The sequence below is a fragment of the Serratia rhizosphaerae genome (genome assembly GCF_009817885.1).
GTDB classification, from domain to species: domain Bacteria; phylum Pseudomonadota; class Gammaproteobacteria; order Enterobacterales; family Enterobacteriaceae; genus Serratia_B; species Serratia_B rhizosphaerae.
In genome coordinates this window covers 2,990,030-3,004,215 of record NZ_CP041764.1, presented here as the reverse complement: position 1 = coordinate 3,004,215, position 14,186 = coordinate 2,990,030, and the positions used below count along the sequence as shown (strand labels likewise).

12 protein-coding genes, 1 tRNA gene and 1 pseudogene are annotated in these 14,186 nt (G+C 51.9%); 2 read left to right on the top strand and 12 right to left on the bottom strand.

The window, feature by feature from the left end; all coding sequences use genetic code 11:
* Positions 1-56: 56 nt before the first annotated feature.
* The 4 genes from FO014_RS14005 to FO014_RS13990 form a co-directional block, all read right to left on the bottom strand.
* Entirely contained in the window at positions 57-3,842 is a 3,786-nt protein-coding gene (locus FO014_RS14005; protein WP_160029978.1) for an Ig-like domain-containing protein, read from the bottom strand.
* A gap of 341 nt (positions 3,843-4,183) precedes the next feature.
* Positions 4,184-4,348, bottom strand: coding sequence for a hypothetical protein (locus tag FO014_RS14000; protein ID WP_160029977.1), 165 nt, complete (start codon positions 4,346-4,348; stop codon positions 4,184-4,186).
* Positions 4,345-4,518: a hypothetical protein gene (locus FO014_RS13995; RefSeq protein WP_160029976.1), complete on the bottom strand. Its 174-nt coding sequence runs from the start codon at positions 4,516-4,518 to the stop codon at positions 4,345-4,347. The genes FO014_RS14000 and FO014_RS13995 overlap by 4 nt, the downstream gene beginning before the upstream one ends.
* Entirely contained in the window at positions 4,515-4,685 is a 171-nt protein-coding gene (locus tag FO014_RS13990; protein ID WP_201282866.1) for a peptidoglycan-binding domain-containing protein, read from the bottom strand. Before FO014_RS13990 ends, FO014_RS13995 begins: the two co-directional genes overlap by 4 nt.
* A 70-nt stretch (positions 4,686-4,755) precedes the next feature.
* On the opposite strand from FO014_RS13990, the gene FO014_RS13985 reads away from it, so the two are divergent.
* A protein-coding gene (locus FO014_RS13985; RefSeq protein ID WP_160029974.1) for an IS3 family transposase occupies positions 4,756-5,867 on the top strand; the annotation gives its coding sequence in 2 pieces (ribosomal slippage) (positions 4,756-5,017 and positions 5,017-5,867; 1,113 coding nt in all).
* Here FO014_RS13985 and FO014_RS13980 read toward each other — a convergent pair.
* From FO014_RS13980 to FO014_RS13945, 8 genes and pseudogenes are all read right to left on the bottom strand, one after another.
* Complete coding sequence (locus FO014_RS13980) at positions 5,847-6,227, bottom strand: hypothetical protein (protein ID WP_160029973.1); 381 nt, start codon at positions 6,225-6,227, stop codon at positions 5,847-5,849. The two genes, FO014_RS13985 and FO014_RS13980, sit on opposite strands and share 21 nt — an antisense overlap.
* 85 nt (positions 6,228-6,312) lie before the next feature.
* On the bottom strand, positions 6,313-6,918 hold the full coding sequence (locus tag FO014_RS13975; protein WP_160029972.1) for a hypothetical protein: 606 nt from the start codon (positions 6,916-6,918) through the stop codon (positions 6,313-6,315).
* Positions 6,919-7,183: 265 nt separating this feature from the next.
* Entirely contained in the window at positions 7,184-7,735 is a 552-nt protein-coding gene (locus tag FO014_RS13970; RefSeq protein WP_160029971.1) for a hypothetical protein, read from the bottom strand.
* Positions 7,736-8,058: 323 nt separating this feature from the next.
* Positions 8,059-8,133: transfer RNA gene (locus FO014_RS13965), tRNA-Gly, on the bottom strand.
* Positions 8,134-8,186: 53 nt separating this feature from the next.
* On the bottom strand, positions 8,187-8,366 hold the full coding sequence (locus FO014_RS13960; RefSeq protein ID WP_160029970.1) for a hypothetical protein: 180 nt from the start codon (positions 8,364-8,366) through the stop codon (positions 8,187-8,189).
* Between the two features lie 356 nt (positions 8,367-8,722).
* Positions 8,723-9,297 (bottom strand): annotated as a pseudogene (locus FO014_RS23975) (IS3 family transposase); the annotation flags it as partial.
* A 95-nt stretch (positions 9,298-9,392) separates the two neighbouring features.
* Entirely contained in the window at positions 9,393-9,701 is a 309-nt protein-coding gene (locus FO014_RS13950; protein WP_160029968.1) for an Ig-like domain-containing protein, read from the bottom strand.
* A gap of 369 nt (positions 9,702-10,070) precedes the next feature.
* Positions 10,071-13,691 (bottom strand): Ig-like domain-containing protein, encoded by a 3,621-nt coding sequence (locus FO014_RS13945; RefSeq protein WP_160029967.1) that lies wholly within the window; start codon positions 13,689-13,691, stop codon positions 10,071-10,073.
* 109 nt (positions 13,692-13,800) lie between these two features.
* Between FO014_RS13945 and FO014_RS13940 the strand changes: the two genes are divergently transcribed.
* A complete protein-coding gene (locus FO014_RS13940; protein WP_160029966.1) occupies positions 13,801-14,082 on the top strand; it encodes a hypothetical protein in 282 nt (93 codons plus the stop codon).
* The last annotated feature ends 104 nt before the right edge of the window (positions 14,083-14,186 follow it).

Below are 14,186 nucleotides of genomic sequence, written 5' to 3'. Positions count from 1 at the left end.
AGAGAATGGAACCCCGGCCTCACCCAGACCGGAGGATGCGGCATAACGATATTCAATTACTCCTGATAATACGACACATTGCCCTGCAAAACCTCCGGGATATTAGCCATTTTGCCGGCGTTGCCACCTCCCCAAACGACCACGGAGTGGTCTGATTTGAGAGCACAAAAAGCCCCGTCGCAACCATAAACGGCCACAATATCGGTTAACAGCGGTTGTATATCTGCAGGAATACTGCCGCCATAAGACTGGTTTCCCCATGCCACCACCCCTCCGGAAGCCGTCAGTGCGGCAAAGGCATAATCAGTACCGGCCAGCGCAATCAGGTCAGTACGGGTGGCTATTTCCGTCGGCACGGTACTACCGTAACTGCCATTCCCCCAGCCAACAACACCGCCAGATGCCGTCAGTGCAGCAAAAGCGCCAACGTTTCCTGCAAGGGCGACCAGGTCTGTACGGGTGGCGATGGTCGTCGGGACATTCCCCCCATTTCCACTGTTTCCCCAGGTCACCACGCCGCCGGTTTCCGTCAGTGCGGCAAAAGCATAGGCAGTACTGCCCAGTTCGACCAGATCGGTGCGGGTGGCAACCTCGGTAGATACATTACCACCGTAACTCCCGTTGCCCCATGTCACCACGCCGCCGGACGCGGTCAGTGCGCCAAAGGCATAATCAGTGCCGGTCAGCGTAATCAGGTCGGTACGTGTTGCAATCGCGGACGGAACACTTCCTCCGTTAGTGCTGTTTCCCCAGGCCACAACTCCGCCGGCCCGGGTCAGCGCCGCAAATGCAGTGCCTGAACTACTCAGTGCGACCAGATCGGTACGTGTCGCAATAGCTGTCGGGACATTACCACCATTGCTGCCATTTCCCCACGCAACAGCCCCATCGGAGGTGGTCAGTGCGGCAAAAGCGGCATCCGTGCTTGCCAGCATGGTCAAATCGGTACGTGTAGCAATCGCGGACGGAACATTTCCGCCATTAGTACTGTTTCCCCAGGTGACCACACCACCCTCGGTGGTCAGAACGGCGTACGCAGTAGCGGTGCACTCCGGTACGGTCAGGTCGGTCCGGGTCGCAATCTCTGACGGTACTGCGCCCCCGCTTGCCGCACTTCCCCATGCCTGGGCTCCCCCCGTATCCGTCACGACAGCGAACGCATCACCGGCAGGAGACATTGGAAAACCGGCAACGTTCAGGGGGGTGAGCACGATACGTTGTTGTCCCGTAGCACTGACGACCTGGAGTGGTTTCTCCGGTTGGGGATCAGCGAAACGCATCGCGGTCACAGAAGCCTCTTCACCCTCATATTGCCACCGGGCAGTGACCGGCTGTCCGGTGAGCACATCTATCGCGACAAGCCAGGACAAACTGTTCCGGCCGGTCCCACGGCGTCGGCGCCCGCCCCGCACGGCCAGAGTGGCTGGTCCCTGGAGCGTGACGGAATACGTTTTTTCTTCACCGCTGTTCAGCGCTGCGGTCACCGTCGCCGTACCGGTATCACCGGTGTCACTGAGCTGTGTAATGGCCTCGCCACGCTCATCGGTGACCGATGCCGCCGGCGTCACCGTGCCGATATCGGTTGACCAGGACACCGCTGCCCCGGACACAACAGTGCCCGTGTCACTGTCAATGACCGTCGCCGTCAGTGTGGCGATGTCCGTTCCGTCGTTGACGATGCTGTCCTTGTCACTGACCAGTGAATCAATCACAAACGTCGCGCTTTCATCGGTAAAGCTGACCACCACTGTCTCTGCGCTGTCGTTAATGCTCGCCGTCACCGTGCTCTGTCCTGCCGTGGTACTCGTCAGCGTCGTCGTCGCCTTCCCTGTCGTGTCCGTGACCGCCGGACTATTGATGACCGCCCCGTTGTCCGCCTCAAAACGCACGCTTTGTCCATCCAGCAGATTGCCCCCTCCGTCCGTCACTGTCGCCGTGACTTCATTACTCTCCACGCCATCCGCACGGGCATTGTCCTTCAACACGGTCACCGTTTCTATCTCCGCCGACGGGTCATTGCCACTGCCTTGCGTAAAGTTGACCGTCACGCTGTCCGTGCTCTCATTGATGCTCGCCGTCACCTGACATGCACCTGCCGTCAGGCTGCTCAGCGACGCGGTGGCCTTGCCATACTCATCCGTCAGCACCGGGTTGACCTGAATGACCGCGCCGTTATCCGCCTCAAAGCGCACGCTCTGGTTCGCCAGCAACCGGTTATCGCCGTCCACCACCTCGGCCACCACCGTGTTGACGGCCACGCCGTCCGCCACCGCATTGTTCACATCAATATAAACCCCGGCTATCACCGCGTCCGGGTTGGTGATGTCCCCTTCGCTAAAGGTGACATCGGTACTTCGGGCGCTCGCATTGATGACCGCCGTCACCTTCACGACACCCTCGGTGGTGCTAGTCAGCGTCGTCGTCGCCTTGCCGTTCGCATCCGTCAGCACCGGACTGACAATCACCGCATCGTTTGTCGCCAGGAACGTCACACTCTGGTTTGCCAGCAGGACATGGTTGCTGTCCGCCACTTCAGCCATCACGCTGTTGGTCGCCTGCCCGTCCGCAGCGGCCAGGTCATCCAGCGTACGCAAGGCGATAACCTCGGCGGTCGGGTCATTACCCGTCGCCTCGGTGAATATCACGTTCACTGCCTCGCTGCTGCTGTTTATCAGTGCGGTCACCGTAGAGACGCCCGGCGTCAGGCTGGTCAGCGTCGCCACCGCCTTCCCATACTCGTCCGTGACAACCAGCTCATCAACCACCGCCCCGTTAGTAGCCGTAAAATTAACCCCCTGGCCGGCCAGCAACCGGCCATCGCCACTCACCACCTCCGCGACCACCTCATCGGTGTGGCGTCCATCCGCCACGGCGGTATTTTTAGACACCACCAGCGTACTGATATACGCCGTCGGGTCATTCGAGCCGCTCTCAACAAACTGCACTTCCGTCTCCAGGCTGGAGTCGTTAATGCGGGCGGTGACGGTGACCTTGCCGGGAGTCAGGCTGGTCAGAGGTACTGTGGCCTTCCCCGATGTATCGGTAATTCCCGGGCTGGCAATCACGGCGCCATTATCCGCCGTGAATGTCACGCTCTGGTTCGCCAGAAGTTTTCCATTCTCACCCGCCACCTCTGCAGTGACCTTGTTCGTTGCCGTACCGTCAGCCACGGCGAAATTGTCGGTGGTCTGCAGCAGGATGAGAAACGCCGTCGGGTCATTGCCGTCGCTCTCATCGAACACCACCTCCACATCGCTGCTGCTGGCGTTGATAGTGGCCGTCACGGTGACAACCCCCGCTTCAGTGCTGGTCAGCGTCGCCCTGGCCTTGCCCAGCTCATCAGTCACTACCGGGCTCTGGATGAGGGCGCCATTATCCGCCTCAAATGTCACGCTTTGGTTCGCCAGCAGCCCGCCATCCCCGTCGGTGACCTCAGCCGTCACCTCGTTGGTTGACGCGCCATCAGCCTGGGCATTGTTCTGGGAGACGTACAAATCCTCAACCACCGCATTCGGGTTGTTGCCATCACCATCATCATTGGAGACAAAGGTCGACTCCACGGTCTTCTGGCTGTTATTGATGCTGGCTGTGACCACGTAAACACCCGCCGTTGTGCTGGTCAGTGTCGCCGTGGCTATTCCCTGCTCGTTACTTTCTGCCTGGCCTTGAATAGTGGCGCCCTCCTCAACGTCAAAGGTCACCATCTGGCCGGACAGAGGAACCGTATCACCGTCATTCACCTGAGCAACAACGGAATTCGTCGTCTGTCCGTCAGCAGGTGAGTTATCATCCTTAATCAGTAACGAGTGAATGGTGGCGTTAGGGTTATTAATCGTAGGCATAGTCGCACTCCTGATATGTTGTTTTATTTGACGCAAGATAAAAACCAGCAATAATGCTGATGATGGCCGGCGCAGTAAATAAAACTTAGTTCAGTCGTGGAGTTTGGCAATGCCATTCACCCGCAAAAAAAAGAAAACAAACAAAGAACCCAGAAATGAAATGAAAATGAATTAAAAAAATCAATAATAGTTATTCTATTGGACAACAAAAACACACAAATAAAAACATCAATATCGACATACGAATGCAATTGACTACTTTAAACAGCCCTGCACACAACTTAAATAAGAGACTTGGCCATTCTCATCGATGGCCATATTTAGCTGGCCCCACCAAGACGTTATTTCGAGACGTGCTGAACGTTACAGATACTGTCGCGCTTGAGGGCCTTGTCGCTACTGCAATGGACAGATTCGTCGTGCCGGATGTACGTCAGGACGTTGGAGCAGGCGGCAATGCCGGCACTCAGCGCCAGTGCCCCCAGAATAAAAGCCGCTTTTTTCATTCACCGACCACCTTGCATATCGTGCCGTCTGTCACCGTTACGCTGCTGCCGAGACTCTGCACGCTGACCATCGGCGGACAAGCGTTGTCGCTGTCCGACCGGTAGCTGACCAGGGTTGCCGAGCAGGCAGAGAGCGCCAGCGCGGACAGGATGATGATAAGACGTTTCATAGGCCGTACACCTCCGTATCCAGAGCTGCCCACGTCTGCGCACCGCACATGCCGTCAGCATCGAGGCCGTGACGCCGCTGAAAGTCGGTCAGCGCACCCATGGTCGCATTGCCGGCCACGCCGTCGGCGTCGCAGCCCAGCATCAGCTGCAGTTCCCGTGTAAGCATCCCTGCAAAACGAACCATTCACATTTAGAGATCATCCGGCATAATCAATCTGCCAACGAAGGAGATCGCTATGCGTAAAGCCCGTTTTACTGAGCATCAGATCATCGCCGTGATTAAGTCGGTTGAAGCCGGACGAACTGTTAAAGATGTCTGTCGCGAGGCCGGAATCTCTGAAGCCACCTATTACAACTGGAAGTCCAAATACGGTGGCATGGAGGCTTCTGATATTAAGAAAATCAAGGATCTTGAGGACGAGAACCGCCGTCTAAAACAGATGTTTGCCGACCTGAGTCTGGAGAACCGGGCGCTGAAAGACGTTATCGAAAAAAAGCTTTAAAACCAGCCTTTAAGCGTGAGCTGGTTACTCATCTGATAACGACGTTCGGACTCAGTATCCGTCAGGCCTGCCGGAGTCTGAACCTGAGCAGAACGGTTTATCATTATCGTCCGGATACCAGGCGTGACGAACCCGTTATTGTTGCGTTGCAGGCGGTGGCAGAGCGGTATCCCCGATATGGTTTTCCGAAACTTTTTCAGGTTCTGAGGCGGCAGGGACACCTGTGGAATCACAAAAGGATCCATCGCATTTACTGTCTGCTGAAGCTGAATTTTCGTCGTAAGGGCAAACAACGGTTGCCGGTGCGTAATCCCTTGCCACTGGCCACGCCGGAAGCGCTGAACCAGAGCTGGTCTGTCGATTTTATGCATGATGCCCTGGTCTGTGGCCGTCGTTTTCGCACGTTCAATGTCGTTGATGATTTTAACCGTGAGGCATTGTCGATTGAAATCGATCTGAATCTGCCAGCTCAGCGAGTGGTCCGTGTACTCGACAGGATCGCGGCAAACCGTGGCTATCCGGCCATGCTTCGTCTGGATAACGGCCCGGAATTTATCTCCCTGGCACTGGCTGAATGGGCAGAGAAACATGCAATAAAACTGGAGTTTATCCAGCCGGGTAAGCCGACGCAGAACGCTTTCATTGAGCGCTTTAACCGGACATACCGAACAGAAATACTCGATTTTTATCTGTTCAGAACGCTGAATGAAGTACGGGAAATCACGGAAAAATGGTTATCAGAATATAACTGTGAACGCCCGCATGAATCACTGAATAACATGACACCGGAGGAATACCGACAGCGCCATCATTTGGCCGGGATCTCAAAAAGTGTATGGAACTAAAATGGGTCTATTTACAAGTTGTACATAGCCCCGCCCGTAATAGGTCTGCCCCGTCTCCGGGTCCGGGTCCGGAGTGCCATAAGGATGTCCCGCGCCCTTGCCGTACTCTTCGATGGGCTGCATCGTTAAGGCGGTCTCGTGATACGTGGTGGCCAGTACATACGCCAGCCAGCTCACCGGGATGTGGAGGTCAGGCTTGAGAACCGCATTGTAAACGGCATATGCCGCCGTAAAGCCGGCCAGGCAGCCGACCTGTGCATCAGATGTTCTGCCACTGAACCATACGGCGGTCATGCGGGTAAGGAATGCCACACCGGAAAAGCCCGAATGGCGTTTTCGGCATTGTTTGTTGTTGAACATGAATATTTGCCCTCGCAGTAAATACCTCGGACATAAAAAACCCCGGCGGATGCCAGGGCTTGCATAGAAGTACAATCATGAAGATTCACTCCGTGACGAGATATACCTGCAGATTGCTCATATACACATTCGCACTGTCGCCGAAAGTTTTACCACAACTCCACACAGGATTAGTTTTTAACCCATCATAGGTTTTCAGGTATATCCTTAAACTCCCATTGCCAAAAATAACCGGTTCTCCGTTTACAACGATTTCAAGCCATCCTAATGTCTTGTCCGAAGATAGATGCACTATCATCTGAAATTCGTTAGTGCTCCCTGGCTCGATATCGATAAATGCCGGGATGGGGGGGGCCATGACATGAGAAAGAACATAATAAGACGTCCATCCATGCTCATGTTCAAGATAAAACAACCCCTCTTCAAAAATATCGACATTAAATGATTCACCTCGCCATGAAAAAACTGTAAATCGCTCAGTCATCACTTCAATAGGATCGGTAAGTGTAGTTACAATCTTATACGTACTTCCTTCCTGCCAAAAATACCGTTCACCATCAATTACAACCCCCTCAGTATATGGTCCGTTCGTTGAGCCCATCAAGAAATTTAAATCCCACGTAACAATCTGATGCTCGTCTATAACACCAGAAACAGAGTTCCCAGCATAAGAAGAAATATTATGGAACACGTTTTCCGGGACTGTATCTGAGTTACCAGTTCATAAAACTTTCTCAGCCATTACTCCTCCGCAGATTACTGTTTACATTTCAGACTATCCGCATCTAGTTATGACCTATTTCAGAAATATAGTTGTGACGGCCATCACTATTTTTTCATACATACAATCAGAAGCGCAAATTTCAAGCCTCAGAAATGAGAAATCCCCGACATTTTCCAGGACTTGAAATAGGTGCTGGTCTTTCCCGACGGTCACTTCACATCGAAAGATACACTTAGAACCCGGAGTGAAAGATCTTTTGCAAGTGACTCATTAAGACGACGATAAACATCCTGGTGTTGAGGTTTTTTTCACCGGCAAGTAGTTTATCCACATCATCACCACTTTCGTGAATGCGTCTTTCAGGATTTAATTCGGCTCCGATGCGCGCACAATTATTACCATGATTGACTTCAAAAGCAACATCATCCATATAATTGATATACAGGCAAAAAACCTCAAGTGACCATATTGCTCTGTTTGAGCACATTATATTATTAAGGTTACTCCTGATTTGACGTATTTTAGGGGCTGAAAGACCTTCCCAGTCACCAACCTCTTCGATGTAGTAATAAATGTCATTCAATGGGTGTTTTATTTGGTCACAAATCAATAAACGCCTATCTGCCAGTTTAGACGATACATCTTTCAGTACGGTTTGGTGGGGTTGTGTCTCACCGATCCGAAGTTGAATGAAATAACCAGAAAAACCAATAGCTAATGGCATAGCTACAGAAATAATCAGCTGACACAGCTTCACCCGCCTGTTAAATTTATCAGAAGTCATAGCAAACTTTGCACCTGCATTCTATTGCTTCAAAGACCGTCGCTTTATCCTACTGAGATAAAGAGCCAGGACCAACAGAATACCCCACAGATACTTAGCAAGGAATAAACAACCTTGAATTTAACATAGCCCCAAATTCCCGTGGTGCTCGATATTATATGAAAGGGTAGCTGCGCTAAAAAAACCACCCCAGTTAAATATCAGAGTTCTAATAATTGCGGTTTCTCCCTGCCTCATCTCACACCGAGGGGCGCACTAAGTGCGCTCCCCACCAAGGGATTGATAGTGCGCATTCTAAAATAAATGCGCCTTTCTGCTGTATTTGGAGCGGTCAGCGGGAATCGAACCCGCATCATCAGCTTGGAAGGCTGAGGTAATAGCCATTATACGATGACCGCAATGTCTGGCCCTTGCTGGACTTGATCCAGCAATCAAGTGAATCCCTATGTGTCTATTCAGCATTATCTACACCGGCTTCATTGACTGGTGTTGACTGCACATGAACAGAGTCTGGCTGCGCAACTTTTTGGACCAAGGTTATCACTTCGTCAAATACCGCTTTCATTTCTGCGGGGTACGTTAAGGACAACCAAGTTGCTAATAAAGCTCCTGCCAAAAAACCCAACTTCATATGTCCCCTACTTGTTCTATTTATTTTACCAACCCATTGAATTACAACCATAACCCAACGTAAAAATCAAACCGTAAAAGTTGATATAACCATTAGACCAGGCATCTCTCAGCGAAGCCTATACCTATAAAATCGTCCGATCTCGCGAATATCCCCTCATATTTTTCTACAAAAATATTTACTACCATACATCACTGCCCACATAACTATCACTCTGAGTAAAATACTATATCTAGAGTTGGCAGTAGGGAGTTATTTTATTTAAAAATGGATTTACACAGCGCGAAGGATATGCAAATTGGGTCGTTATAGTAACCTTTAATACTCCGAACATTTCTGACCAAAGTTTGTAGTGGTGTAAAACTGGCCATGACCTTAGAGTTCCCCCAGAAAAAATCTCTGATTCATTTGGCGTCAAACCACCATTACATTGATTAAGTCTGAGTTGGCTGTAATGTCCTGTGATGTAATTCGTTATCGCTGTGCTGGCTTCGCTAGAATTAGCGTATCTATTATTCGGCACTCACTCCGTTGTCAGACTTCTAAAAAAACGTTCCATGGGGCTGTTATCCCAGCAATCCCTCCGGCGACTCAGGCTTTTCTTCATCTGACAGCTCCATAATAACTGCCTGAAATTCCTGCTAGCATAGTGGCTACCTTGATCCGAATGATACAGTAAATTAGCCGGTTTCCCTCGCGCTCCCCAGGTAATGGACGGCACTTTACCTGTCCGTGCAGAATCCGGGAAAAATGAAATCGCCCAACCAACCGGTTTACGAGAAAGCAGTTCAAGAACAACGGCTAAATAAGCCCAGACCTTACTCGCCCAGATATAATTCACATCACCGCACCAGACCTGATTAGGTTCTGTTACTGCAAACTGGCATTCCAGATAATTGGAGATTTCTACGTGTTCCTTAGACGCCCTCTTATTTAGATATGGCTACATTACTAACGCGACAGCCCAGCCTGAAGGGGCAAAAAAACCACTTCGCTGGGCTTCTCCACGACAATCAATATTTACTTTCAATCAAACGTGACTGTTGTCACCGCTCGGGTACGATTTAGTTCCGCCTGAACTTCTGATGAACCTGCAGTTGTGCTGGTCAGTATGGCGATAGCAGTACCACTGGCGTCAGTCACTACCGGTGTAGTGATTGTACCATTTGAACTTGAGAAGTTCACACTTTGCCCCGAAACAAGGGTGCCATCAGTCAGGCGAGCAACCAACGCCACAACTTTATTAGTAGCAACACCATCAGCCTTTGCATGATTTTTAATACATGTGAGACTAACAACTACTGCATTAGGATCACTTTGTAATTTCTTTGACATAACAAGCCCCTTTTTGCTTTTCAAACAACCAGATTAGTAAAACACCTTATTAAAAGCAGCATTAACGCCCATGACCACATGAGAATATTTCAACACCACTCATCTTTGAAGCCTCCCTACCTTCCGACACTATCAATTAGCCACTGTGCACTTATTAGAAAACATCAATTAATAAAACACCCATGCAATTTAATGCAGTACAAGTGGAGCACATTTCAACAAAGCAATAAAACAAACGCACAAGCATTACCAATGAATTATAAATGGCCTTTGAATATAACAATTAACAATCAAAAACAGCCGCATCCCAGAGATAGCATTACCATGGCGGCCTACCATCCAGGCAGGCCGCACCAGAGAGACTTACCGTCAGGACTCCGTCAGGGTAAATTTATAGTTGGCGTCGGACTCACTTTCACCAGAGTAATGTGCGTATGCGGTATATTCGCCATAACCGTCAAAAGAAAATGCCCGCGTTATCACCAGGACGCCGCTGTCCGGCACGGTGGGGCTACCGAAGGCTGCATTACTCACCCCCCCCGCAGGATTACGCAACCCCAACGTTACGCTTCTCCCCGGTTCGCCCCAGACATAATATCTAAGCCCCCCTCCGGTGTAGACCTTGCTCCCGCCGTTATCAAGAAATACACCGTTTTGCGCCATCGCCCCCACTATCGGCGTATTGGCATGGGGATTGGCAATGGTCAACACAAACTCATCCGAGACTGTATGCGTTTCATCATCCGCCGTCGTCACCGTGTAATGATAAACACCGTCATAGCGGATAGGCACGGTGTAACGCCACTGCCCGGTGCCGTCTGCCTGTATGGTCGCGAGGGACGTGCCATCCCGATAAAGCCTGACCTCACTGCCCACCTCCGCAGTCCCCCTCAGAGTGGGCGCCATATCGTCCGTGGTCCCGTAGTTCTGGATATCCTGCTGCGTTTCGCCCACATCATCATAAGCACCGGTAATGCGCGGGGTTTCCAGAATGCTTATCTTGAGCTCTTTATAAGAATCATTACCGAGCGTGGCCACAACAACACAGTCCCCCCTGTCACCGACATCCGTCAATGTCACACTGGTTTGCCCATCGGCCCCCGTCACTGTCGATGCCTCGCTCAAGGCTCCCGAGGACGATTGCCAGGTCACCGTTTCGCCACCAACGGGCTCTCCCTGATTCATGACCGTCGCCGTCAGCGTCGCGCTGTCCACGCCATTGTTCATGATGGCGTTTTTGTCCGTCGTCAGCGCGGAAAGGCTCAGCGTGGCATTCTTATCGACAATTTCAACAACAAACGTTACCTGACTCTTGTTATCCAAACGCGCGGTAACAACCGCGGCTCCAACATCACCCAGGTCAGTAAGCTCGTTCTCTGCCAGTTCTGTTTGATTCGTTTCTGTCGTCGCGGCACGCAACGTGCCCAGCGTGGTTTCCCAATAAACCGGGATGATTTTATCCGAAAACTGATAGCCATTCCGGTCAAGAACAAGCGCTCTCAGGTCGGCAGAATCAACCCCGTCATTCACCAGAACACTATCTTGAGCGAAGTTAACAATCGTATAGGTCTCAGCAACATCCTGTACGCTTATCGTCGACGTGGCCTTGTCTCCGTTATCCAGTGCCGCAGTGACAACCGCGTTGCCAATATCTCCGTCAGCCGTCAGCGTGACCTGCGCCTGTCCGTTCACGTCCGTTTCAGAAGTGGCGCTCTCCAGGGTCCCCAGCGTCGTGCTCCAGGTGACCGTTGCCCCCGCCACCATCTCATTGTTCGCATCAAGAACACTGGCTGCCAGGGTCGCCGTATCCTTGCCGTCATTGTAAATAATGCCTTTGTCACTGACGAGGATATCGATGACATCTGTCGAATGCTCATCGGTGAAGTTGACTACCACACTGTCGCTACTGTCATTAATGCTCGCCGTCACCGTACTGTTGCCGGCAGTGGTGCTCGTCAACGTCGTCGTTGCCTTCCCTACCGTGTCTGTCCTTGCCGACGCTTGAATGACCGCACCATTATCCGCCTCAAAGCGAACCTCCTGCGCAGCCAACGCCAGGTTATCTCCGTCAACCACCGTCACCGTGACCTCATTACTCTCAATACCATCCGCCCAGGCATTATCCTTGGCAACAAGCAATCCGCCGATGACGGCTTCCGGGTCGTTACCGCCCCACTCGACAAAGCTAATCGTCGTGCTCTCGGCACTGTCATTGATGCTCGCCGTCACCTGACATGCCCCCGCAGTCAGGCTGCTCACCGAGGCTGTCGCCTTGCCGTGTTCATCCGTAATTACCGGGGTAACCTGAATGACCGCACCGTTGTCCGCCTCAAAGCGCACGCTCTGGTTCGTCAGCAACCGGTTATCGCCATCCACCACCTCGGCCATCACCGTGTTGACGGCCACACCGTCCGCCACCGCATTATTGATGCCGATATAAACCCCGGCAATCACCGCATCCGGGTTGGTGATGTCCCCTTCGCTAAAGGTGACATCGGTACTTCGGGTACTCGCATTGATGGCTGCGGTTACCGTCACGGCCCCCTCGACAGTGCTGGTCAGCGTCGTCGTTGCCTTGCCATGCTCATCCGTCAGCACCGGACTGACAATCACCGCATCGTTCGTCGCCGTGAACGTCACGCTCTGATTGGCCAGCAGGACATTATTACTGTCAACCACCTCAACCATCACGCTGTTGGTCGCCTGCCCATCAGCGGCGGCCTGGTCATCCAGCGTGCGTAAGGAGGAAATCTCCGCCGTCGGGTCATTGCCTTCGGGCTCGGTAAATACCACGTTCAACGACTCTTTACTGCTGTTTATTAACGCGGTCACCGTGGAGAGGCCCGGCCTCAGGCTGGTCAGTGTCGCCACCGCCTTGCCCTGTGTATTTGTCACCACCGGAGAGTCAACAACAGCTCCGTTCGTGGCCTGAAAATCGACGCTCTGCCCTGCCAATAAACGACTATCACCACTCACAATCTCGGCGGTCACTGCATTGGCATCCACCCCATTCGCTACAGCATCATCTTCGGTAACCATCAAGAAACTGATAAAAGCGGTCGGGTCATTACCGCCGTCTTCAACAAAATTCACCTCAGTTTCCAGGCTGGAGTCGTTAATGCGGGCGGTGACGGTCGCCTTGCCCGGGGTCAGACTTGTCAGGGTTGTCGTGGCTTTCCCCGACATATCGGTAATCCCCGGACTGATAATCTCGGCGCCATTATCCACCGTGAAGGTCACGCTCTGGTCCGCCAGCAGCTTTCCGCCTTCCCCCACCACCTCTGCGGTGACCTTGTTCGTTGTCGTACCATCAGCGACCGCATTATTATCAGTGGTATGCAAAAACGCGAGATAGGCCGTCGGGTCATTGCCGTCGCTCTCATCAAACACCACCTCCGCATCGCTGCTGCTGGCGTTGATGGTGGCCGTCACGGTGACAACCCCCGCTTCAGTGCTGGTCAGCGTCGCACTGGCCTTGCCCAGCTCATCGGTCAGGACCGGGCTCTGGATGAGGGCGCCATTATCCGCCTCAAATGTCACGCTTTGGTTCGCCAGCAGCCCGCCACTCCCGTCGGTGACCTCAGCCGTCACCTCGTTGGTTGACACGCCATCAGCCTGAGCATTGTTCTGAGAGACATACAAATACTCAATTACCGCATTCGGGTTGTTGCCATCACCATCATCACCGGGGACAAAGGTCGACTCCACGGTCTTCTGGCTGTTATTGATGCTGGCTGTGACCACGTAAACACCCGCCGTTGTGCTGGTCAGTGTCGCCGTGGCTATTCCCTGCTCGTTGCTTTCTGCCTGGCCTTGAATACTGGCACCCTCCTCAACGACAAAGGTCACCATCTGGCCGGACAGAGGAACCGTATCACCGTCATTCACCTGAGCAACAACGGAATTCGTCGTCTGTCCGTCAGCAGGTGAGTTATCATTCTTAATCAGTAACGAGTGAATGGTGGCATTAGGGTTATTAATCGTAGGCATAGTCCCACTCCCGATGTGTTATTTTATTTGGCGCGCAACAAAAAGCAGCAATAGTGCTGATAACGGCCGACACGATAAATACAACCTAGCTCAGCAATGAAATTTAGCAATGGTATTTCACCAAAAAAAACAAAAAAAGGAAGGCAGGGAAACAAAAATGAATACAAAAAGAATTAAAAAAACCACAAATAAGACTTTAAAGAGCATTATAAAAACAACAAAAAAAACACCAAAGCGCGCACCAATAATAACCTCACGCGCCAATATTGGGGGGGTTATTTTCACATCAACAGGTATCGCGGAGGTAAAAACTCATCATAGTAACAGAGAGCGTCGGAAATCGCCCCGAGAGCCAAACAAGCATAACCCTCCAGACGCCATTCCATATTGATAACCCCCCAACACAACCACCTGCTCCAATATTTCATTATGTTTACCTGCCAAGTAGCCACTTGTAAAAACAGCGAACCAAAACGACAGAAAACATCGATAAAT